Consider the following 24626-nt stretch of genomic DNA (forward strand, 5'->3'; position numbering starts at 1 on the left):
TGGCGGTCGTTTGTCTTCTTCCAAGGCCACGACGGACGAAGAAAAAGCTCGGTATTTACTTTGACTCGATGTTTTAGGGGAAAGGGAAGGTAAACGCCGAGATCATCCTCCTCGGGCCGCTGTTCAACATCCGTTCCGTTCGTCAGACCGTGAAGGATGGATGGTGTCGACTTGTTGATCATTAGATCCGCCCCCTGTGTGTTCTTCTCACACCATTATATGGGACGGAGGACAAAAGGTGACCAAGAACGGGCAGGCGAGACTCCTGAGGGGATAGCAAGCAAAGGGAGACCCAGCAGTGACGCAGTCGCGATGCGGCTCCCTGCTTGCCCCTAGGAAAGCGAGCCGTGTCCGGATTGGGCATAAGACCTATACTTTGTCTACAGTCTGAAGTCCCGAGTGAAATCGGGACTTTTTTTGTGGTATTCAATGGATTAGATATATGCTATATTTAAGTTGATAATGAGAATCGATATCAACGGGAGGCGAACATCATGGAATTAATCATGATCAGTGGAGTGTTGGCGTTGATTAGTGGGGGCGCGGCATTTTTGACGCAACAGTTACGAACAAATTCAGTGCGGTGAAGAAGGTGCGATTTCGTTGCCTTCTTTTTTCTTTGACTTCATTTCTTTCCCATCATTTCACGACAATTGTTTGATATGATGAGAAAAAACGTGTTGAGGTGACTTGAATGTATACAATCTACTTAGTCGACGATGAAGCAAACTTAAACAAAATGCTCGTCACGTATCTAGAACAAGAAGGGTATAACGTCCGCTCATTTGCGGACGGGACATCTGCACAAGAAGCGATTCCGGACCAGCCAGATTTATGGGTGCTCGATATCATGTTACCGGACTTAGACGGGTTCCAACTGTTAAAACAAATCAAAGCCGTGAATGCGAATACGCCGACGATTTTCATCTCGGCGCGCGATGAAGATATCGACAAAATCATCGGACTTGAGATGGGTTCGGATGACTATATCGCTAAACCGTTCCTTCCTAGGGAACTTGTCATCCGCGTCAAAAAGCTGATTGATCGGGTCTATGGTTCGAAATCGAACGAGCATATCGAATACGGCGAGTACACCATTTATCCGGATAAACGTCTGATCAAGCACGGAGACGAAGAAATTGATTTGACTTCGAAAGAATTCGATTTACTTCTTCTCTTCCTCGAACATCCTGGCACCGCATTGTCTCGTGAGCAGATTTTAGAAGGCGTTTGGGGGAACGATTACTTCGGATCGGATCGCGTCGTCGATGATTTGGTGCGTCGTGTCCGAAAGAAATTGCATCGCCTTGAGCTCGAAACGCTTTACGGTATCGGCTACCGTCTCGTCAGACCATGATGGACGCGCTTAAACCGAAGCGTCTCATGTGGAAGATTTGGGTACTGATCTTACTCATTATCGTGACCCTCGCGCTCATGATTTTAATCACAGTCCGCTCATCCATTACCCAATTCATCGATGAGCAAGTGTATGAGACGTTACGAGATGTGGACTATTATTTAGGGAATACGAATGAGCTAGAAAACTATCCCCAAAACCCGATTGAGTATGACCGACGCCAACAAGAGTCCCGTTCGGTCAACCAATTGATTTTTCTCCCGAACGGACGAATCATCTACGGATCGGCACCGCTTGAATTGACGAACCGGATGTATCAGGAGGCGTTAAATCAAAACGGACAAGTCGAACGGTACCAGACGACGATTGACGGGGAAGACGTCTATTACATCATTCGTCAAAATGAATACGATGGAACGATCGTGTATCAGGCCTCTTATGCCTGGGATGCTTATCGTCGTGAACTGGTGTCGACATTATATTGGCGAATATCGATTCTAATTGGGATCATCAGCCTGTTGTCACTGATTCCAGCCTTGCTGATGTCACGTCAATTGACAAAACCAATCGTAGAGATGGAACGAGCCGTTGAGAAAATTTCGAATCGCCAGTGGGAGACGGCCTTGCCGTTAGATCGTCAAGATGAGCTCGGTCAGTTGGCTCATTCGATTGATGCCATGCGTAAGGAATTAAAAGAGCAGGATTTGGCGCAACAAGCGTTGCTTCAAAACATATCGCACGATTTAAAGACACCGATCATGGTCATTCGTGGATACGCCCAATCGATCGGCGATGGTATTTATCCGACGGGGGACTTAAAAGGTTCTTCTGAAGTCATTGATGAAGAGGCATCTCGACTCGAAAAGAAAGTCGTCGACTTGTTGTACGTCACAAAACTAGAATATTTCAAGGGACAGGAAACAAAACTCGAACCAATCAATCTCGATAAGTTGATGGAACTGCTCGTCGCACGCTTTAAACTAAGAGGTGAGCTCGATTGGGAAATCAACGGTGAAGGTGGAGAGATGCTTGGTGACGGAGAACAAATCCGGGTTGCGTTTGAAAACGTCCTAGATAACGCGCTACGTTATGCAGAGACGTGCATCCGGATCGACCTAAAAAGAGATGAGTCCGGCGTGGAAATCATCATCTTTAACGACGGACCACCGGTGGATGAGAGTTTAGATTTATTCCATCAGTTCTCAAGAGGGAAACAAGGGAAGTTCGGACTCGGTCTGTTCATCGTCCAGCGAATTGTGACGCTTCACACAGGAGAAGTGTCTTTACGGAATACAGGAGACGGAACTGCTGTACGATTTTACTTTCCGCGACTCAAACCGAACCAATCTTTAAAATCTAATGCTTAATCTTCAAAACCAGCCAGGAAACGGCTGGTTTTTTCGTGGGAAATAGATGAAAGCTCGTTTGCGACCAAGTTGGAATCCTGGTATGAATGTCATGTAAGCCATTATATACGTTATGGGGGATGAAAAGATGAGTAGATTGACCAATGAAACGCGAGCTTTAATTCCTGTATTTAATGAGTTTGGCGAAGCCGAGACACTTGTGTATCAGCCAGAGGGAGTCATGCGCATGAAAGGGTCACCGATCGATCTATTAGAGCATGCATGCCTGTACTATGGTTCGAGCATACAAGGTCGAATCGAAGCGGCACGACATGTCCTCGGACCACATCGAAAGACACCGGTCGTGATGGATTGGCATGCGGATGCTGTCTTCTTTCCGACAATTGCAAAGGAAAGTCCAGACTGCGCATGGATTAATTTTCAGCATGTGACGGCCATCAAGAAAGATGGAAAAGAGACACTCATTCAATTTTTGACAGGTGAATCGGTCAAGGTTCATGTATCCGACCATACAGTATCGAGACAAAAGCAACGGTCAATCGAATTATCATACGCTTTTCAAAAACGTTTCCATGACAGCACATTGCAACACGCTTAAGGATTGAATTCAATCATAAACCCCTCTATGATGAAGAAGAGATATCATATGTGTATTTGCACATCTTCCGAAAGCGAGGGGTTTTTATGTTTTTTGAAAAAATGATTGAGCGAGGGAAACTGGTCATCGTGTTTCTTCTCGTCGCAGTCGTCGTGGGTGTGCTGACATTCTTCCAGCTCCCTAAACGTGAGATTCCGGAAACCGGGATCAATATCGTGCTCGTTCAAACACCTTATCCTGGTGCGACAGCAGAGACGGTGGAACGAAATGTTACCGGTGTATTAGAAGAAGAACTGCGTAGTCTAGAAGGGGTAGAGAACGTGACGTCGATTTCGGCATCAGAGTTCTCGAACATCACGGTGGAGTACGCCGATGGAACCGATCAGGCAGAGTTCCAGGCGAACGTGCGTCAAGCTTTGTCTGACGCGACACCTAAACTTCCAGAAAATGCGCTCGCGCCAACGGTCAACGATTCACTTGGCCAATTACCGGTCGCATCGTACTTATTGACAGCGGATGATCGTGATTCATTCGAGGATGTTCGAGCAGAGATCGAACAACTAGAATCGAAGCTTCTGCGAACAGACGGCGTGACAGGGGTCAACATCAAAGGATTGCCAGAACAGGAGTATGTCGTGTCACTCGACTCTGAAGAGTTGAGCTCACGTCAGCTTGCCTTCCCTGATGTATTGACAGCCATTAACGAAGAATACAAGACAACACCACTCGGTCGTCAATCGACTGAAGAGGGAATTTATCAACTAGCGATCGATAACTTGACGAATGTAGACGATATGGAACAAGTCATTGTCGGTTCATTCAACGGGGAACCTGTTTTGCTTGCAGATGTTGGTACGGTCGAAGAGACAGCGAAAAGTGAAACCGATCTCGTTTCATTAGACGGAAAGCCGGCTGTTTCGATTACAGTTCCGATTGAATCGGGTCTGGATATTCCAACGATGCAAGATCGTGTCAACGAGGTAGTCGAAGATGGCCTTGGAGACTTAGAAGGTTTTGAACTTGTTCCGTATTATGAACAGGCAAAAGCGGTCGATGCAATCTTCTCGTCATTGACTCGTGAATTCATTGTCGCCATCATTGCGGTTATCGCCGTGACAACGATTGGACTCACGTTCTCTGGTTCACTCATCGTCAGTCTGGCAATTCCGTTGTCGTTCTTGATTGCTTTGATTCCATTACAGTTTACCGGAGTTGACTTGAACCAAATCTCGATTATCGGGGCAATCATCGCCTTAGGGATCTTGGTTGATGATGCAATTGTCGTCAACGATAACATCTTGCGACGGTATCGTAACGGAGACTCGGCCATGCTTGGAGCGGTACGAGGAACGAAAGAAGTGTGGGGCTCGATTGTCACGTCGACACTCGCGGTCGTCTTCGCCTTCCTTCCACTCACTTTATTGTCAGGCGCAAACGGAAACTTCATTCGTGCCTTACCGACGGTTCTTGCGCTCTCCGTATTGGCCTCAATGGTCATCAGTTTGACGCTCGTACCGATTGCACAGTATCGTTTGAATCGTAAAGAAGTGAAAGTCTCAAAACGTGAACCGGGTTGGCTCGGTGGACCGCTCAACCGACTCAGTAATTTCTATGCTGACCGTCTCTTACCGAGCGTCGCGAAGCGTCCATGGACGTTCGGGATTGTCGGGTTTGTTATCACGACTGCATTGTACGGTTTGATTTTACTCACGCCGTTTGAGTTCTTCCCGGCGGCGAACCGCCCAGAAGTCGTGACGAGCGTGACCTTCCCCGTTCAAACCGATTTGGAAGAGACGGAGGCACGTCTTGAAGAAATTGAAGCGAGATTCAAAGAAGAAGAGGGTGTCGTGGAAACATCCGTCTTCGCCGGAGGAGGTCTCCCTGGTTTATTCACGGGTGGACTCGATCAATCTGGTGAAAACACAGGACAAGTGGTCGTTCGTGTTGACAACGAATCAATCGATGCCATCGAATTGATTGATAAGTATACGAACGTGTTGCGTGAAGACTATCCGGACGCCGAAATCTTCTTAGATACGCAACAACAAGGACCGCCGGCATCGGCACCTGTTGAGTTCACGATGCGCAGCGAAACGATTGATCAACTCGTGGCTGCACGTGACCAAGTGAAGGCCGACCTTGAAGAAATTGACGGGGCCATCGTCCTCGATAATATTAAAGAACCGTTCCAAACACTCACATACGAATTAAATCGTGAAGAAATGGCACGGGCCGGCGTGACAGCTAAAACGATCAGTGACCAAATTCGTCTCGTCACAGACGGAGTTCCGATTGGGACATTTGATGACGGTGTGGAACAACGTGACGTGAAAATCGTCATTGATGCAGAGGCGAACCGTGAGGCACTCGCCCTTGACGAGATTTTGGTTCCTGTCGAAACAGAAGCAGGACCTCCGGTTGCACCGCTCAGCACGTTTGTGGCGGAAACAAAAACGGAGCAAATTCAGCAGATTCCTCGTGAGAACGGGGAACGTTCGGTCACACTCCAAATCTATGCGAGCGAAGGCATGGATGAAGAGACGTTTAAACAAGATGTCGAGAAGGTGTTGGATGATGCGAAGTCTGGACTAGAAGATGAAGGCATCACGTTCGATCAGTCCGGGGCGAGCGACACGCAGAACGAGTTCTTCTTAGAACTTGCGACATTGTTCGTCGTCGTCTTGTTCTTGATTTACTTGATCATCGCATTCCAGTTCAACTCACTCTCGTTGCCGTTACTTGTCTTGTTCACCATCTATCTCGCAATCGCTGGAGCGGTCGTTGGATTGTTCGTGACACAGACACCGTTCAGTTTCATGGCATCGATGGGGATGGTTTCACTCGCGGGAATCGTCGTTCGAAACGCGGTCGTCTTGTTCGAATTCATTGAACAGCGAATTCGCGACGGACTAGCGGTCACGACCGCCGTATACGAAGCAGGTCGAGCTCGGATTCGTCCGATTCTCTTGACGGCACTCACGGCAGTCGTTGCCCTCTTGCCTGTTGCATTGGGTGATGACCCGCTCTTTAAACCGCTTGCGATTGGAATCGTATCAGGAATCTTGTTCTCGACGGTTCTGACGCTAATCCTTGTGCCGGCATACTACTTGATTTTGGCGAAACGTCGTCATAAGGACAAACCATTTACAGAATAATGAAGAGTGAAGATGTGACGCCTAAATGGTGTCACATCTTTTTTTGAACCATTTGTCACATGTTTTGTGGGATGTTGTATGGGTATAATTAGAAGAGAGGTTTTGAACAGTATGGGAGGGAATTGAAGATGAACGATTCATATACTTGGCTCAATCGCCGGAAAGTACGCCCTGCATATAGTGTGACCGGGAGCCGCTCGTGGTCGAGTGAGCGTGTCGTTCGACCAGATCGTGCTCGAGGGAAAATGGTACGCGATGTGAAGCGTGTACGTCGACCATATGTGGACGAATACGGCAATCGACGTTGGACGACGGGTCGTGTCGTCGTCACAGACGCATCACGCAAGGCACGTGCTCATGGACATGGTGATTCCGCCGTACAACTTGAGTTCTCAACGCCAACGCCATATGAGCGTGTGAAAGAGATGATTCCAACGAAACGAGTGCTCGTTCCAGTCGTTGCTGGACTTGCGGTGGTCGGTGGGATTGCCGGCGTCGCCTATGCACTTCGTAAAAAGAAACGAAATAAGAAGAACTAATAAAAAAATCGCCGAAAATTCGGCGATTTCAGCTTGTTGACAAATAACATGTTCGAACTCGTCCTTCCGGCGCCCACGCTTTCCGCAGGCAATCCCGGAGCCGCATCGCGACTCAAGTCGCTGCTGGGTCTCCGTCGGATTGCTTTCCTGCAGGAGTCGGGGCGCCGTCGGGCGAGCAACGCAAACGGTCGTCACCTGGCGGCCGTTTGTCTTTTTTCTAAGGCCACGACGGCCGAAGAAAATGCTCGATACTTACTTCGAATCGATGCATCAGGAGAAAGGGAAGGTAAACGCCGAGCCCGCCCGTCATCAATCCCGAGATCATCCGCCTCGAGCCGCCGTTCAACATCCGTTCCGTTCGTCAGACCGTGATTGATGGATCGTGTCGACTTGTTGATCATCAGCTCCGCCCCTGTGTGTTCTTCTCACACCATTATATGGGATGAAGGACAAAAGGTGACCAAGAACGGGCAGGCGAGACTCCTGAGGGAATAGCAAGCAAAGGGAGACCCAGCAGTGACGCAGTCGCGATGCGGCTCCCTGCTTGCCCCTAGGAAAGCGAGCCGTGTCCGGATTGTGCGTAAGACCTATACTTTGTCTACAGTCTGTAATAAAAAATCGCCGAAAATTCGGCGATTTTTTTATTTGAAGCGTTCAGCGAGAATGCGCTCGAGTTCACGTTGCCCGAGTTCACGCATTTCTGCCTCATTTTCTTCATCGTATGCATCGTCCGAGAAGCGGCCGACAAATTCGACTTTGCCATTACCGAGTTCACGGAATACTAAGTTTTTGCGATCGTTGTAAAAGACGACACGGTATTCACGACCGTTTTCATGGTCGTAGTTGAAGACGCCTTTGATGTGGTCCATATTCTTTTCTTCTGGCTGGTCCTCATCATCGTCCTCATCTTCTTCTGCTTCAGCTGCTTCGTTTGCTTCATCAAGCGCGTCGGCGAGGACTACCGTTTCTTCTTTTTCTTCCGTTTCCTCTTCTTCAGATGAAACGACTTCTTTTTTTTCTTCTTCTGTCATGTGAAACGACCTCCTTTACTTACTTTCCTATCATACCCACTTTTTATAGTTGTGACTACTCAAAATGATGCGAGCAAACACGGACAACGTTCGAAGATGACATAATCAATCGTTGAAACAGCTGACGTTTGATGGACTCTGGAGCATCCACCGTCTTGAGCGCTTGCTCCATACACCCGAGCCAATGACCTGCGTGTGTTTCAGAAATCGGATGTTCATGATGAATCATCGCTAAGTTTCCGCCACCGCGACGTTCTGAATATAGTTTTGGACCACCGAGCAACTGTGTTAAAAATTCAAATTGATGCTGTTTCACTCGATCTTTGTCTTCCGGAAATAACGGAAGTAAAATCGGATCGGTATAGACGAGGTCATAAAATGCGTCAACGAGTTGTTGCACGCCACGTTCGCCTCCGAATTGTTCATATGCACTCACATGTATTCCCCCTCTTATGTTCAGTCTAATCGATTTTGAATGAAATTGGGAATGATGTAGGGTGTAACTTTTTTGGTTAAGGTATAGAGGAGGTTTCCCTCTACAAATGATTAGAGATGGTTCATAATGAAGAAAAAGGGAAGGAGTGTTCGCTAAAATGACCGTAACCTTTCATGTAGGTCGCTCGGGAACGGGCAAAAGTGAGCGAATGATCCAAGAGGTGATTCGAGAACTGAAGCAAAATCCGAGTGGACCGACAATATATATTCTCGTTCCGGACCAGATGTCCTTTGAAATGGAGAAGAAAATGGCGTCGGTAGATGGTCTTCGCGGCTCGACACGCATCCAGGTTCTCTCGATGCGTCGACTCGCATTTTTGATGATGCGAGATGCGGGCGTTGCGACAGACCGATTCTTAGATCAGACCGGTACTCACCTATTATTGAGAAGAGTAGTCGAAATGAGTGAGGAGCGATTGACCCTCTTCCGTCGAACGATGAATCAGTTCGGGTTTTATGAAGAATTGAACCAATTAATTTCGATGTTGAAGCGAGGGCTTGTTGAACCGGAGCACTTGTTGCGGTTAAGTGAACAAGCGCAGCATCGGGCCTTGAAGTTGCAAGATCTATCCATCATCTATGAAGGATTTTTAAAAATGACAGAAGGCAAGTCGCTTCATGCCGAAGACTATTTCAACGTCATGTTGCAAATTTTGCCGGAAACCGACTTGACGGGTGTTCGGGTTTACGTGGACGGCTTTAATGAATTTTCAGAACAGGAATTGGCTGTTCTCGTCGCGCTCGCAGAAAAAGTCGATGTCGATCTGTTACTGACACTCGATCCGGTGTCGATGTATCGTCTCGACCCATTATTTGGACCGACACAACGCACGCTCATGCGCTTGAAAGAATTGTTAACGGAACGACAGATCCCCTCGGAGAATCACGCGTATGAAACTGTATATCGTCATACCCATCCGAGTCTTCAATATTTAGAGGCGACGTTTGATCAGCTGACGGCGGAACCGTATAGCGGGGCGGAGAACCGTGTCGATTTACATGCTGCTGTCGACCGAACTGTCGAAGTAGAGGCGGCCGTTCGAGAAATCATCCGACTCACTCGTGAAGAAGGATATCGTTACCGGGACATCGCGCTCATTTCACGATCGCTCGAAGAATATGGAGATTTGGCTTCTCAAGCGCTACAAAAGATGGGACTTCCATACTTTCTCGATGAACGGCAACCGATGCTTGACCATCCTCTCGTTGAATTATTGAAGGCCAGTATCGATATCGCCTTACGAGGTTATCGGGAAGAATCTGTCTTTCGAGCGCTAAAGACGGAGCTGGTCGTCCTCGACCCAACACATCGACGTACGTCCGTCGACCGTCTCGAAGCGTTCGTAATCGAACGAGGAATCAAACACTACCATTGGCACGATGAATGGCAATTGCGTCGTCGAACGGGTGAAGAAGCAAGACTCACAAGTGAGGAGCTGGATACCGAGGCCGAATTGAACCGTTATCGGGAACGTGTCATTCACACATTTGACCCGTTACTGTCGGATTTGAAGCAAGCGAAGACGATGCAAGCGTACACACATGCCATGTATGCTTTTTTAGAGCGTATCGGTGTATCCGATTGTCTGACACATTGGCGCGACGAGGCGATAGAAGAAGCAGAGCTACTCGAAGCTCGCGAACATACCCAGGTCTGGGATGCGGTCTTACATTTGCTTGAACAGTTAGAGGCAGCGGCTCCAGAAGAGACATTGTCAACGGATCTTTTCTTACAGATGATGGACACGGGTTTAGACAGCCTCCGCTACGCCTTGATTCCTCCATCACTCGACCAATTGACGGTGACGGACTATGTGCGTGGGCGATTGATCGATAAGAAAGTCGTCTTCTTGCTCGGGGCGAATGAAGATCAAATTCCGCTTGTCACGACACAATCGAAACTCTTGACCGATCACGATTTAGATTTCATGCATGAGAATGGTCTTCGTGCCGGAAAGGCGACAGAACATCTGTTTGATGATGAAACGTATTACTTATACAAAGCTGTGACAGCACCGAGTGATCGTCTCTATATCAGTTATGCTCTTGTAGACAGAACGGGGAAGGCAGTTCAACCAGCGCGCTTCATCGCGGATTTAAAAGCTCGACTTCACCAACATGTGATCAAGACGCATTTCGCAGAAGCGGGGGAACACCGACCACGAGAGCAATATGCATTCTTGACGAGCGTGAACCAGACGGCTGCGGTAACGGCACTTGAACTTCAACGTTTAAGTCGTCATTATCCGATTCAAGATATGTGGTTTGCTGTCTATAACGAATTGCTGAAACTTCCAGAGGGACGGGAACGTTTGCAGTTGTTGACGAGTGCATTGTTCTATCAAAACATTCCAAAGTCACTAGACGACCAGGTCGCAAAATCCCTATATACTCCATCGATTCGGGCAAGTGTCTCACGACTTGAGACGTTCCAAGCCTGTCCGTTCAAACATTTCGCAAGTTATGGATTGCGTCTGAAAGAACGTCGGTTGTATCGCCTTGAAGCACCGGATATCGGAAATCTCTATCATCGAACAATCGAACATATGTCCCAGACCGTGAAGATGGACGGCAAAGAATGGCGAGATGTGGCACCTGATGAATGTGCGAACTTAGCGGAACAGGCAGTTGAACTCGTAACACCCGAGATTCAGCATGCGATTTTGATGAGTTCGAATCGATACGCCTACCTCAAGAAAAAATTGACGGACGTCGTGAGTAAGACGGCAGAAGTGTTGATTGAACAATCAAAACGAGATGGCTTTGACCCGAAAGCGTTTGAACTGGCATTCGGAAGCGGTCAATTCCCTCCAGTGTCGTTCACACTATCGAATGGAGCAACGTGTGAATTGATTGGTCGGATCGACCGGGTCGACACCGCCATGGTCCACGACCAACTGTACGTCCGAATCGTCGACTACAAATCGAGCAAGCGAGAAGTTGATTTTGCGGAAATTTATTACGGTCTGGCGATGCAGATGCTCATTTATTTGAAAGTATTGATTGAACAGGCAGAGGTATGGACGAAAGAAAATGTGGCACCGGCAGCGGCGCTTTATTTCCACGTTCACCGTCCACTCGTTCCACCGTCTAACTCTGAAGAAGAGACACGACAGAAAGTATTGGAGTCGTATCAAATGCAGGGGTTGTTAGTAGATGACCCAGACATTTTAGAGATGATGGACCGCACTGCGAAAGGCTCATCAAAAAAATCAATCGTCATTCCTGTTAAATACAAAAAAGATGGCTCACCTGACGCCAACACGTTGAAAAAGATTGTGACGCCTCCACAACTCGAACAGTTGATGGACCATGCGTTTGACGTCGTCAAAGCGAGTGCTGAAGACATGTATAAAGGTAAAATCGACGTAGAGCCCTATGAATATAAAGAACGGCGCCCGTGTCAGACATGTCCGTACCAAAGTGTTTGTCATTTCGATGAGGCGCTCTCGAACGAGCCTCGTAAATTGAAGAAGCTCGAGAAAGAGGAAGTATTTGAAGAGTTAGGAGGCGATGACCGTGAAATGGACGAATGATCAGTTCGCCGCAATCGAAGCGCGAGGGAGCCACGTACTCGTCTCGGCTGCGGCCGGGTCGGGGAAGACGGCAGTTCTCGTCGAGCGGTTGTCTAGTCGATTGCTTGATGAAACGGATGAACTCACGGCAGACCGAATGCTCGTCGTCACCTTTACGAATGCGGCAGCGGCAGAAATGAAACGGCGGATTGCGAAGGCGCTTGAGGGAGCACTTCGCGACGACCCGACGAATGAGTATATCCGAAAACAGCGACAAATGTTGAATCGGGCGCTCATCACAACCATTCATTCATTTTGTCTAGAGGTGATTCGTGAAAATTATTATTTGTTGGACTTAGACCCAGCGTTCAAGATTGCGGAAGAACGAGATCTCGTATTGTTGCAGGATGATGTGTTAGAAGAGGTTCTTGAGGATGAGTACGGAAAGCAGGATACCGATTTTTTCGCTCTTGTCGATGCGTATACGTCAGACCGTGGTGACAGTGAAATCGAGGATTTGGTCCTCGGCTTATATCACTATGCGCGCACCCTGCCGGATCCTGATGCCTATTTAGACAAACTTGTTTCCATGTACACGTTTGGAGAAGATCCTGATGAGGAGGCAATCTTGATCGAGTTTGGCCAAATGTTGTGGGATGACATTGAAAAAGCAGTACGGGATCTTCGGAAACTTGAAGCGGAGCTTCGGGTCGCCGGGTATGAACCCCAGTCGGAAAACATCAGGCAAGCGATTTTCCCATTTGAACAACTTGAAGGGGAGACGATTGTCTGGAGTGAGCTCGAGACGGTGGCTCGTGCGATGAAGTTTGGAACGATGAAAGCTGTTCCGAAAAAAGAGGAGCACCAGATTTACCACGAGGTCCTCAAACCAGCCTACGACCAAGCGAAGAAAAAATTGACGGCAGCGGTCGAACAGGCTCGGGTCAGCGGGGCAGACTTATTGGAGAGCGTCTCGATGCAACAGCCACTCGTTGAAACACTCGTTCGAATCGTCCGTTCGTTCGGTCAAGCATATGAGCAGGCAAAGCGTGATCGTGCCTTTGTCGATTTCAGTGACTTGGAACATTATGCGCTCGCCATTTTACGACAAGATGGGGGACCTTCCGATGTCGCGGCGCTCTATAAGGAACGTTTCGCTGAAGTACTCGTTGATGAATACCAAGATACGAATGAGATTCAAGAAACCATCATCAATCTAGTTGCGAATGAACGAGAGGAAGTCGGGAACTTATTCATGGTGGGCGACATCAAGCAATCGATTTATCGATTCCGCCACGCAGAACCGGGTCTTTTCATTGATAAAGCGACGCGCTTTAGACAGGAGAACACGGGGAAACGAATCGACCTATCCCAAAACTTTCGGAGTCGAGCAGAAGTTCTTTACGGGATCAATGATTTGTTCGTTCAGCTTATGGACGAAGAGGTCGGTGAAATTGCGTATGATGAGGCGGCCCAACTTGTTCCGGGACGTGGGTATGAACCGATTCCAGCGGACCCTGAGTTTATTTTGATCGATGGAGCGAGTCGTGAGTTATCGAAGCAAGAAGTCGAAGGACGAGCGATTGCAACGCGAATCTTGGAACTCGTATCAGGGGACGAACCGTTTAAAGTGACGGATGAATCAACCGGTCAGCTCCGGAACTGTGAATATCGTGATATCGTGATTCTCGTACGTTCGAAAAAAGAACGTGTGGAGCAACTGATGGATATTTTGACACAATACAATATCCCAGCCTATACGGATTCAGATGGCGGCTATTTTCAAGCAACCGAGATTCGGATGATCCTTGCTCTCTTAAAAGTGATTGATAACCCGCTTCAAGACATCCCACTCGCCGGTGCGCTTCGCTCCCCGATGTTTCGTTTCGATGATAGCGAGTTGGCGCGGATTCGACTTGAATCAGAGGATTCTTTCTATGAGGCGCTCAAGGCGAAAGCGGATGACGATGATGAGCTTGGAGTAAAATGTGGCGATATGCTTGACCGCCTCTCCCGCTGGCGCACGTATGCACGAAATCATAGCTTGTCCGAATTGATTCAACAATTGTTCAATGACACCGGGTTTTATGACTTCTCAGGCGGGTTGCCTGGAGGAAAAGGGCGTCAGGAAAACTTGAAGGCGCTCTATGATCGGGCACTCGCTTACGAACGTAGCGGCTATCGTGGCCTCTATCGCTTCTTACGCGTGATGGATCGTCTACAAGATACCGGTGAAGATTTGTCAGAGGCACGGTCGCTCGGGGACGAGGAGAATGTCGTTCGCATCATGACTGTGCATAAGTCGAAAGGTCTTGAGTTTCCAGTGACCATTGTCGCCCAACTCGGGAAACAGTTTAACAAACGCGATCAAATGCAACGTGTCATTTTCCACAAACAATACGGAATCTCGCTCGATGCGATTGATGTCGTGACCCGCACGAAATCGGAAACGTTCGTGAAAGAAATGATTCGACGGGATTTAGACGCGACGATGAAAGCGGAAGAGATGCGCGTCCTTTATGTCGCCTTGACGCGAGCAAAAGAAAAACTGATTCTCGTGGGAACAGTTGGTGAACCACTCAAACACCTTCAGCAATGGCTTCAGGTCGAGCAAGCGGGAGACGTGTTGGCGAGTGAAGCCAGACGAGAGGCAAAAACGTATCTCGACTGGGTTGCGCCGGCGCTCTTACGTCTGCCAGGTGCCACCTCGTTTATTGAATCATTCGGCTTCACGGTCCCCTCTACTTTCCAAGAGTCGACCTCGTGGAATTATCGAGTCATCGGAGAGGCGGACCTTGCGGAGATTGCGACCCTTCAAGAAATGATGGCACAGTTACATCACGTGCAGCGATTTGAAGCAATTGATTTTCCGATTCAAAACGAAGAAGAGACGGTTCGTGCCGTACATCGGGCTTTGACCTACACGTATCCTGCCCAAGATGCGGTACGTACGTCGGCTAAACAAACGGTGACCGAATTGAAACGGGCGATGCAACTCGAACAGGCCGCCTTCGAAGATCCGGTTCGTCCGGTCGATACCCCATATCGGGAACCGAAATGGCGTCAAGTCAAACAGACCGGAGCAGAGCGCGGGACGACGTTACATTTGATCTTCCAATTGGCCGACCCGAATCAACCGATTCTCGAGCAAATTGAGAAATGGGAGATGCAAGGAATGCTCAGCCCGGTCGAGGCCGAGACGGCACGTTTGGCTATGCCTGACATTGAAGCGTTTTTCCAAACGGAGGTCGGGCAGGCACTTGCCGATGCCCTTGAACGTGGGACAGCTTGGCGCGAGTTACCGTTCACTTATACGGTTCCAGCTGAACGAGTCAATCCGGATGGACACTTCACGGATGAGCACGTCTTGATTCAAGGGATTATTGATTGTCTCTATTTCGATGGGGAATCCTACGTACTATTGGATTACAAATCAGATGCTGTCACCCATCTATCCGCCTCTAAGGAAGACGCACATGAGCGTTTGCGAGATCGGTATGCGATTCAGTTGCAGTTGTATCGAGAGGCAATCGAAACCATTTGGAACATTCGTGTTGAACGAACGCTGATTTACTCGTTAGATTTACAGGAAATTGTGACCGTGGCAACGTCATAAACCGATTTGAAAAGAGTGATGTCATGTTGATGGCATCGCTCTTTTCTTATGTGCACATTCACATTCAATTTCGTTGACAATCTAAACAGAGAGGAGTAATTTATTTTATATAAGTAATTGTTCCATATAGAACAATTCGACACGGAACGATAAAGGAGTGAACAAGTTGAACGAGACAAATACAAATCGAGCACGGGAGATGATGCAATCCTTTTGGCGAGTGCAACGTGTATTAGTTCGTCTCATGCATCAGACGGCGCAACAAAATGATCTCACGTTGCCTCAATTACATGGTCTGATGATGTTGAATGAACAGGGTGCGATTACGCAAAAAGAATTGGTCAGGCGTACGAAGATGCCTAAGAGTACATTAAGCCAATCGTTAGACGGTCTTGTGGAAAAAGGACTGATTCGACGTGATGTCAATCCAGACAATCGACGGGAAGTCGTCTTGACGATTGATACATCCGGCAAACGCTTGATTGAGGAGATTGAGAAACAGGAACAAGGCACAGAGCAACAATTGAATCAAATCTTGTCACGCCTTGATGAGGAAACGTATCGTCATATGATTGAAGCACATCAACAAATTGCAAATGAACTGAATGAAGGGCATACAGAATGCGAGGGAGGATGTCGGCATGATTAAGCTGTTAAAGCGTCTGATTACTTATAAATGGGCAGTACTGATGGTTTTACTATTTGTGTTCGCTCAGTCATTGGCAGATTTGTTTTTACCGACGCTGATGGCAGATATTATCGATAAAGGGGTCGTCACAGGAGATACCGCATACATTTGGCAAATGGGAGGGGTCATGCTTGGAGTGACGGGACTCGGCGCCCTTGCTGCCGTCGTGGCCAGTTTCTATTCCTCGAAGGCTGCGATGGGATTTGGCCGCGACTTACGCAGACGTGTGTTCAATCATGTGGAGCGTTTCTCGCTTGAAGAGTTTGATCGTGTCGGAACGGCCTCACTCATCACGCGAACGACAAATGACATCACGCAAGTTCAACAAGTCATTATCATGATGCTTCGTATGGTCGTCAGTGCACCGATTATGTTTGTCGGTGGATTGATCATGGCGACCTCGAAAGACGCAAAATTATCACTCGTCATCGTTGCAGCGATGCCTGTATTGGTCATCTCGATTCTCCTTATCTTCTGGAAGGCGATGCCACTTTTTAAAAAAGTACAAAAACGATTGGATCGGCTCAATCTCGTTCTCCGCGAAAATTTGACAGGCATCCGTGTCATTCGAGCGTTTAACCGTGAAAAAGAAGAGCAAGTTCGAATGACAGAGGCGAATGAACAATTGACAGACGTCTCGATTAAAGTGAACCAAATCATGGCCTTCCTAATGCCGGTCATGATGCTCGTGATGAACTTGACGGTCGTTGGTGTCATTTGGTTCGGAGGAATTCGCATCGATAATGGCGCGATGCAAATCGGAGACTTGATGGCGTTCATTCAATATGTGATGCAAATCATGTTCGCACTCGTCATGGCATCGGTCATGTTCATCATGGTTCCAAGGGCATCGGTTTCAGCAAACCGAATCAACGAGGTGCTCGAGATGAGACCATCCCTTGTGGATGATGGAACGAAAACTTTAGACAAAGAACGAGGGACGCTCGTATTTGATGATGTGACGTTCTATTATCCTGGAGCTGAAGAACCGGCATTATCCGATATCAGTTTTTCGGCAAAGCCAGGAGAAATCACTGCGGTGATTGGTGGAACCGGATCCGGCAAATCGACGCTTGTCAATTTGATTCCTCGATTTTATGATGTGACGTCTGGTCACATCCGCGTAAACGGTATGGATCTCAAAGAAGTCCCTCAAGAAACGCTTCGTTCAAAAATCGGATTTGTTCCGCAAAAGGCGTTACTCTTCACGGGTACGATCGCAGAGAATATTCGATACGGAAAAGCCGATGCAACGATGGAAGAAGTTGTACATGCCTCATCTATCGCGCAAGCGACCGATTTTATCGAAAAGATGCCAGACCGATATGAGGCTGTGATCGAACAAGGCGGATCGAACGTGTCGGGCGGGCAGAAACAACGTCTCTCGATTGCAAGAGCGCTCGTACGGAAACCCGATTTGTATGTATTCGACGACAGTTTCTCGGCACTTGATTTTAAAACAGATGCTGCGCTTCGGAAGGCGTTAAAAGAAGAAACGAAAGAAGCGACGGTATTGATTGTCGCGCAACGCGTCAGCACCATCATGGATGCCGATCGCATCATCGTGTTAGAAGAAGGGAAAGTCGCTGGAATCGGGACGCATGAGGAATTGTTTGCGACGAATGCGGTTTATCAAGAAATCGTGAAGTCACAATTGTCTGAGGAGGAAATCGCATGAGTGAGAAACAATCGAATACGAGACAAACTCATGGCGGACACGGTGGGCCAGGAGGTCCTGGCGGTGGGAACATGATGATGATGGGAGAAAAGCCGAAGGAATTCAAAGTGACGTTCCGTCGGCTGCTCGCCTATTTAAAACCACGGCGCAATACATTGATTGCAGTCTTCGTCGCAGCGATCTTAAGCACGATTTTTATGATTGCCGGTCCAAAAATCATGGGGATCGCCATCACAGAATTGTTTGAAGGCGCCTATGCCAAATTTACGGGTGTACCAGGAGCAGAGATTGATTTCACGAGAATCGGTCTAATCTTGTCACTCCTCGCTGGTCTTTACGTGATCAGCAGCCTGTTCAACTATGTGCAACAATACTTGATGTCTGGAGTTGCCCAAAAAACGGTGTATGACTTACGAGAAGACGTCAATAAAAAGTTAGAGCGACTACCGCTTAAATATTATGACGGTCGTTCAAACGGGGAAACGTTAAGTCGGGTGACGAACGATATTGACTTGATTGGGAGTACGCTACAACAAAGTGTGACTTCATTCATCACCTCGATTGTCACCATCATCGGGATTTTGATTATGATGCTGTCAATCAGTCCACTGTTGACGGTCATCTCTCTCGTCTCTTTACCACTCACCATCTTTGCGATTCGTCCGATTTTAAAACGGTCACAACGATATTTCTCGGATCAACAGCGTCACCTCGGACGATTGAACGGTCACGTAGAAGAAATGTATACCGGACATGCGGTCGTTAAAGCGTTTGGTCGTGAAGAGACGGCTGTGCGTGAGTTTGAGGAAGTGAATGAAGAACTTTACGATGCCGGAAGAAAAGCACAATTCATTTCCGGTATTATCATGCCGATGACGATGTTCATCGGAAACATCAGTTACGTGTTAATCAGTGTGGTCGGTGGGATTTTGGTCACACAACGCAGCATCTCCATCGGGGATATTCAAGCGTTTATCACATATACACGCCAGTTCACTCAACCGATCACCCAGACAGCGAATATTGCAAATATTGTCCAATCAACCGTTGCTGCGGCAGAGCGAGTTTTCGAATTGTTAGATGAAGAGGAAGAAGTAAAAGAGGTCACGACGTATCGATTAGAGCGCGCTGAAGGAAATGTTGCATTCCGTCATGTCGACTTCGGATACGGGGACAATCTACTCATTCAAGATATGAACCTCGATGTGTTGACAGGACAAACGGTAGCCATCGTCGGTCCGACAGGTGCCGGAAAAACGACATTGATTAATCTGCTCATGCGCTTTTATGAGTTGAACGATGGAGAGATTTTAATCGACGGGAAAGACTCGCGGCAAATGTCGAGACACGATTTGCGTCATACGTTCGGGATGGTCTTACAAGACACTTGGCTCTTTAATGGAACGATTCGTGACAATATCGCCTATGGGAAAACAGGTGCGACGGAGTCTGAAATCGTCAATGCGGCGAAAACGGCCCATGCGGATTCGTTTATCCGAACGTTGCCTGACGGTTATGACACCGTGTTGAATGAAGAGGCAAATAACATTTCACAAGGTCAAAAACAGTTATTGACGATTGCGCGAGCAGTGCTTGCCAACCCGCCAATCATGATTTTAGACGAAGCGACATCGAGTGTCGATACGCGTACCGAGATTTTGATTCAACAGGCGATGAAGCGGTTGATGGACGGTCGGACGAGTTTCGTCATCGCGCACCGATTATCGACCATCAAAGATGCAGATTTGATATTGGTGATGGATCAAGGTCGAGTCATTGAACAAGGGACGCATGAATCGCTTCTCGAAGCGGGTGGTTTTTATGAAGATCTTTACAATAGTCAGTTCGCTGAAAAAGAAGTCGTATAACTGGAATACAGGTTTTAGGACAATGTGATTAGGCAAAAGACGTACGAAGATGAGTTTCGTACGTCTTTTTATTTTGTGTAACAATTACAAATCCGTTAAAATAAAAAAATGGGATAAAAAATGGAGGAACGATTATGGTTAAAATCTTACTAGCAGAAGACGAAGAAGTACTACGCATGCTTGTTATGGATACATTAGAAGACGAAGGATATGATATCGATGAGGCACAAGATGGCGTAGAAGCTTATCGATTGATTGAAGAAAATGAATATGATTTGGTGATTGTGGACCATATGATGCCCGGCATGACAGGGCTTGAAGTGATTGAGAAAGTACGGAAATTACCAGGGCGACAAGAAACGAAAGTGATGATGTTGACAGCGAAAAGCCAACAATCTGACCGTGATTGCGCGAACGAGATTGGGGTCGACTACTTTATTTCAAAACCATTCAGCCCACTTGAACTCGTTAAAATCATAGGAGGAATCGTGAAGTGAAAAGGTGGTTTAAACAAAAACTCGGACGTGACATCATGGTCGTCCTTTATTCGTTCCTCGTCCTAGCGTTGGTCGGATCGGTATTGACGTATGTCTATATCGAAAATCGACTCGAGGCAAATGAGGCGAGGTTGCGCCAAGTGGATGAACGCGTCGATCGTCTGACGAACATGTGGGACGAGTGGCAAGCGGATCAATATGACACACGTGGGTACCTCTTGTTTGGAGACATCGCTTCTCTTGAACGAGCGAGTGGCAATGAAGCGAAATTCCAACAGGAAATCAATTGGTTCAAAACGCAAGTCACGACGCGTCAAGGTGAACTGTTCGCAGAAGATCTTCAACAGTTTCATGACTTTTATTACGATGTCATCATCCCGGTGACGTACGAGTATGCAAAAGCGCAGCAAGACGGTGACGTGACAGAAACGTTTATCGATGCGCAGACCATTGCGGAGTTGCCGACAGCGAAACGATTGATTGATCAAGGTCTCGTCCAATTTAATCCGCAGCGGGGAATCGATATCCTTGGACCGATCGATGAAGTGGAGACGTCGCTTGAGAACTATCGTGAATTGATGGCGTCTGAAAAAGAGAACGTCTATGCGGAATGGCGTCAAAATAACAATATTCTTCAATTCTTGTGGATTTTGAGCATCGCTTCGTTCGCTGCATTGATTTTACTGTTTGTCCAACCGTTCCTCCGCCGACAAACACGTCTGATTTCAAAACTTTCGATCGCATCGAATCGCTTATTGAAAGGTGAAATTGTTGATTTGAGTGATCAGATGAAACGGGAAGACGAAATCGGGACGATGTCTCGCTCATTCCATAAGATGGCTGAAACGCTTCGTGATAACGAGCGTCATCTGATTGAAAAAAACCATGAACTTCAAGCGCAACAAGAAGAACTGATCGCGCAACAAGAAGAGTTGCAGGCACAACAGCAAGAACTTGAAGAGATTCTTGAGCAGACGCAACAAAACGAACAGCATCTCGCTTACCGAAACGAATTGACGGAGACGTTGGCGTCACGTGATTCGCTTACGGCTTATCCAGAGATTATTGAAAAGTTAGTCACGATTACAGATTCAGAGGTCGGGGCACTCGTCTTCGTGGATGAATCAGGCATGTATCGCGTCACGAGCCACGGCTTGAACGACACGTTGTCTCGTCAGTTGCTCGATAGCGAGAACTCTGTATTGACGCGCGCGATGACATTGAAGACGACGGTACACTCGTCGAAACAAGTTGCGAGCGACCATCCGCTTCCTTATCCGTACTATATGTTTGAGACGGCGGTACCGGTCCATGATCCAACAGATGATTCAATCATCGCGTTCATCTATTTGGTTCGCTACAAAGACCGCTTCACCCAAACACAAATGGGCGACATCATGTCATTCGCTCGCCAACTCTCACTCTCTCTCTTACGGATGCGTTTATTTGAAGAGATGAAGCGTGAGAAAGGAAAGACAGAACGAATCCTTGATTCGATTCGAGAGGCTGTCGTTTATATCGACCATTCGACAGATGACGTGTTCGTTAACCGTCCACTCTATGAGATGTTCCCTGAACTCAGTGACGTTAATTCACAAGAGCTTGAAGAAGAATCGTGGGAAGAATGGCGGAATCGTCTTGTTGAGACGGTCGATCAAGCGGAGGACTTTACAAAGTATACGAATCGCCTGTTCACTGAAGATTTCCCACATGACAGTGTCAGCTTCTCCATCCGTAAAGGCGAAATGAACTTGCAGATGTACGCGGAGCGAATCATTGTCGGTGGACTTTCGAAAGGGACGCTTCTCGTCTTCCGTGATATCACGAGTGAGACAGAGGCAGAACGATTGAAGAGTGAGTTTATCTCCACCATTTCGCATGAATTGCGGACACCGCTTTCGTCTATCTATGGGTTTACCGAATTGATGGTCAAGAAACAGTTGCCGAATGAGAAACAAGCAAAATATTTAGAAACCATTCACGCTGAAACGGAACGCTTGACCCATCTCGTCAATGACTTCCTCGATGTGCAGCGAATGGAGTCTGGCAGTCAAATGTATGATCGGGAACAACTTGATATCGAACCGGTCGTTCGTGATATGCTGACGTTCTATGAGGCATCGTCATTAAAACATGAATTCGAATTGATTGCAGATGATGCACGCCCGTATGAATTGTTCGTCGATTGCCAGAAGTTCAAACAGTTGATGAGTAATCTATTGTCGAACGCCGTGAAATATTCTCCACGAGGTGGAAAGATTACGGTGGAACTTTCGCATCACGAGCAAATCGTTTCGATTAAAGTCAAAGATGAAGGAATTGGAATTCCGAGTGACGCACTCGATCGCTTATTCGATAAGTTTTATCGCGTCGACAATTCTGACAGCCGAGAAATCGGAGGTACAGGACTCGGGTTGCCGATTTGTCAGGAAATCGTGCGTGGTCACAACGGTCAAATCCACGTCGAATCGATTCAGCATGAGGGCTCGACGTTCATCGTTGAAATTCCTAGCTACGAATATGCTGTCCAAGAGGCAGAGACAACACCTGTATAATGAATGGAGTCATCCTTAGTGGATGGCTCTTTTTTTAGAAAGCGTTCGCTTGACCAATCAGGAGAGAGTTCGTGTACAATGAAGACTGAACAACAACATAAAGGGGGGCATTAGAATGCCACTGATTGCATTCTTGCACACACACGTTACGAGCTGGATTTTGTTACTTATTTTGTTTGCCGTGGCCTATATCGGTTATAAGAACGGCAACAAGAGTGGAAAGATCGCACATATGGCGTTTCGACTCATGTTACTCATCGCATTCGGAACAGGACTGTATCTTTACCTTCAATTGAACGGGGGAGGCGCGTTTTATCACGTGAAAATCACAGTCGGATTACTGACATTGATTTTCGGTGAGATGACCCTCGTCAAAGTCAAAAAGAAAAAACCTGCGAATGCCTTGTTCGGTGGATTCATTCTTTTGGCACTCATCACTATTTTTGTTGGGTATGCGTTACCGTATGGCCAGTCTCCATTCAACAGTTTCATTCAATAAGACGTTCCCACTTCGCATATCGAAGTGGGATTTTTTTGTTTGTACACAAATTATTAGGGGAAAATAAAAAAATCAGTAATCATGATGATGAGGTGAAACGATGGATCAACAGATGACGGAATGGACACGCGTATTACACGCACGGAAATGGATGAAACAAACAGAATCATTCTTACCCCTATGGCACGGCTATATCGGCTATAAGTTTGGCCTATTCGATGCGCTTCAAGGTGGTGCCAGTATGGCGGAGATGAATTTACGTTTAAAGCGCCCGTTGACACAACTCGCGTTAGAGCGTTGGTTAGAAGTCGGGGTCGCAGTGAGGCATTTGAAGAAAAAAGGGTGGCGGTATTATCCGACACGCGGATTAAAATATCAATTATCTGGTAACGATGAGCGGAGCATCGGATTCATGCTTCAAGAGATGATGGAACTTCATATCCCTGCGCTAATCGCTTACCCAGAATTTTTAGAATCTGGAAAACAAAAGACGTTTGATGGGGCCGAGCACGGTCAAGTCGTCGCGAAGACGTCGACACTCGTTGAAACGGTCGCATTCCCGATTGTGCAACAGCTCTTGCGTCAAGCTGATGTCAAGTCAATGCTTGATATCGGGTGTGGGCACGGTGGTTATTTACGTAAATTACAAGCGCTCGAACCAAGTTGGGAACTAACAGGAATCGATTTAGAGGAAGAGGTAATCGAAGAGGCACAATCTCGAGACGAGAGTGGTGAGATACAGTTCGAAGTCGCTGATTTCATGAGTTGGGAAACGGAAGAACGGTTCGATGCGGTCATGATGAATAACATGCTGTATTATTTCTCACCGGAAGAGCGAGTCAAATTACTTGAAAGATTACGTGAACGACTAGAGGAGAACGGTGTCGCTGTTCTCGTGACGCCTCTTGCGGAAACGGCGCTAGGTGGACGGTTCGCTTCCGCATTCAACGCCTTCATGACGCTCCACGATAACTTGTATCCACTTCCGACAATCCCTAGACTACGCCGACAGATGCAAGAAGTCGGATTCGATCAGATTCGATTCATTCCATTTATCCCAGAAGGGTCTTGGTATATCGTCATCGCCGAGCGAGGAAAAACGAACCTGCTCAATCAACCGATTCAAAATTGAACTTGTCTCCGGTCATTTCTATAATGATAGAGAAGC

The 24626-nt window shown here is 47.3% G+C and carries 17 protein-coding genes; 14 read left to right on the forward strand and 3 right to left on the reverse strand.

Annotation, left to right across the window (positions count from 1 at the left end):
• Positions 1-694 precede the first annotated feature (694 nt).
• The 5 genes from KNO66_RS00355 (at position 695) to KNO66_RS00375 (ending at position 7016) form a co-directional block, all read left to right on the forward strand.
• Positions 695-1357 carry a response regulator transcription factor gene (locus tag KNO66_RS00355; RefSeq protein ID WP_214739363.1) on the forward strand — a complete coding sequence of 221 codons (663 nt, stop codon included), beginning with the start codon at positions 695-697 and terminating at the stop codon, positions 1355-1357.
• Positions 1358-1383: 26 nt separating this feature from the next.
• Positions 1384-2724, forward strand: coding sequence for a sensor histidine kinase (locus KNO66_RS00360; protein ID WP_251125889.1), 1341 nt, complete (start codon positions 1384-1386; stop codon positions 2722-2724).
• Between the two features lie 127 nt (positions 2725-2851).
• Positions 2852-3322: a competence protein ComK gene (locus KNO66_RS00365; RefSeq protein ID WP_214739367.1), complete on the forward strand. Its 471-nt coding sequence runs from the start codon at positions 2852-2854 to the stop codon at positions 3320-3322.
• Positions 3323-3408: 86 nt separating this feature from the next.
• On the forward strand, positions 3409-6477 hold the full coding sequence (locus tag KNO66_RS00370) for an efflux RND transporter permease subunit (RefSeq protein WP_214739369.1): 3069 nt from the start codon (positions 3409-3411) through the stop codon (positions 6475-6477).
• 128 nt (positions 6478-6605) lie between these two features.
• Entirely contained in the window at positions 6606-7016 is a 411-nt protein-coding gene (locus KNO66_RS00375; protein WP_214739371.1) for a hypothetical protein, read from the forward strand.
• Between the two features lie 191 nt (positions 7017-7207).
• Here the strand turns inward: KNO66_RS00375 and KNO66_RS00380 are convergent, their stop codons facing one another.
• The 3 genes from KNO66_RS00380 to KNO66_RS00390 all read right to left on the reverse strand — a co-directional run bounded on the left by KNO66_RS00380 (position 7208) and on the right by KNO66_RS00390 (position 8483).
• On the reverse strand, positions 7208-7417 hold the full coding sequence (locus KNO66_RS00380) for a hypothetical protein (protein WP_251127395.1): 210 nt from the start codon (positions 7415-7417) through the stop codon (positions 7208-7210).
• A gap of 240 nt (positions 7418-7657) precedes the next feature.
• Positions 7658-8047, reverse strand: coding sequence for a hypothetical protein (locus tag KNO66_RS00385; RefSeq protein ID WP_214739373.1), 390 nt, complete (start codon positions 8045-8047; stop codon positions 7658-7660).
• A 55-nt stretch (positions 8048-8102) separates the two neighbouring features.
• Positions 8103-8483 (reverse strand): truncated hemoglobin, encoded by a 381-nt coding sequence (locus KNO66_RS00390; RefSeq protein WP_214739375.1) that lies wholly within the window; start codon positions 8481-8483, stop codon positions 8103-8105.
• 157 nt (positions 8484-8640) lie between these two features.
• On the opposite strand from KNO66_RS00390, the gene addB reads away from it, so the two are divergent.
• From addB to KNO66_RS00435, 9 genes are all read left to right on the forward strand, one after another.
• The gene (gene addB, locus KNO66_RS00395) at positions 8641-12078 is read left to right on the forward strand and encodes a helicase-exonuclease AddAB subunit AddB (protein WP_214739377.1); all 3438 of its coding nucleotides are present in this window, start codon (positions 8641-8643) and stop codon (positions 12076-12078) included.
• The gene (gene addA / locus KNO66_RS00400; protein ID WP_214739384.1) at positions 12056-15673 is read left to right on the forward strand and encodes a helicase-exonuclease AddAB subunit AddA; all 3618 of its coding nucleotides are present in this window, start codon (positions 12056-12058) and stop codon (positions 15671-15673) included. Before addB ends, addA begins: the two co-directional genes overlap by 23 nt.
• A 157-nt stretch (positions 15674-15830) precedes the next feature.
• Positions 15831-16322, forward strand: coding sequence for a MarR family winged helix-turn-helix transcriptional regulator (locus tag KNO66_RS00405; protein ID WP_353048486.1), 492 nt, complete (start codon positions 15831-15833; stop codon positions 16320-16322).
• Positions 16315-18039: an ABC transporter ATP-binding protein gene (locus KNO66_RS00410; protein ID WP_214739388.1), complete on the forward strand. Its 1725-nt coding sequence runs from the start codon at positions 16315-16317 to the stop codon at positions 18037-18039. Before KNO66_RS00405 ends, KNO66_RS00410 begins: the two co-directional genes overlap by 8 nt.
• The gene (locus KNO66_RS00415; RefSeq protein WP_285800747.1) at positions 18036-19907 is read left to right on the forward strand and encodes an ABC transporter ATP-binding protein; all 1872 of its coding nucleotides are present in this window, start codon (positions 18036-18038) and stop codon (positions 19905-19907) included. The genes KNO66_RS00410 and KNO66_RS00415 overlap by 4 nt, the downstream gene beginning before the upstream one ends.
• A gap of 134 nt (positions 19908-20041) precedes the next feature.
• A complete protein-coding gene (locus tag KNO66_RS00420) occupies positions 20042-20404 on the forward strand; it encodes a response regulator (RefSeq protein WP_214739390.1) in 363 nt (120 codons plus the stop codon).
• Positions 20401-22959 carry a sensor histidine kinase gene (locus KNO66_RS00425; protein WP_214739391.1) on the forward strand — a complete coding sequence of 853 codons (2559 nt, stop codon included), beginning with the start codon at positions 20401-20403 and terminating at the stop codon, positions 22957-22959. Before KNO66_RS00420 ends, KNO66_RS00425 begins: the two co-directional genes overlap by 4 nt.
• A 115-nt stretch (positions 22960-23074) precedes the next feature.
• On the forward strand, positions 23075-23458 hold the full coding sequence (locus tag KNO66_RS00430) for a YisL family protein (protein ID WP_214739393.1): 384 nt from the start codon (positions 23075-23077) through the stop codon (positions 23456-23458).
• Positions 23459-23558: 100 nt separating this feature from the next.
• The gene (locus KNO66_RS00435) at positions 23559-24590 is read left to right on the forward strand and encodes a class I SAM-dependent methyltransferase (protein WP_214739395.1); all 1032 of its coding nucleotides are present in this window, start codon (positions 23559-23561) and stop codon (positions 24588-24590) included.
• Positions 24591-24626: the final 36 nt, after the last annotated feature.

The organism is Exiguobacterium sp. s48 (genome assembly GCF_018617395.1).
Classification (GTDB): Bacteria; Bacillota; Bacilli; order Exiguobacteriales; family Exiguobacteriaceae; genus Exiguobacterium.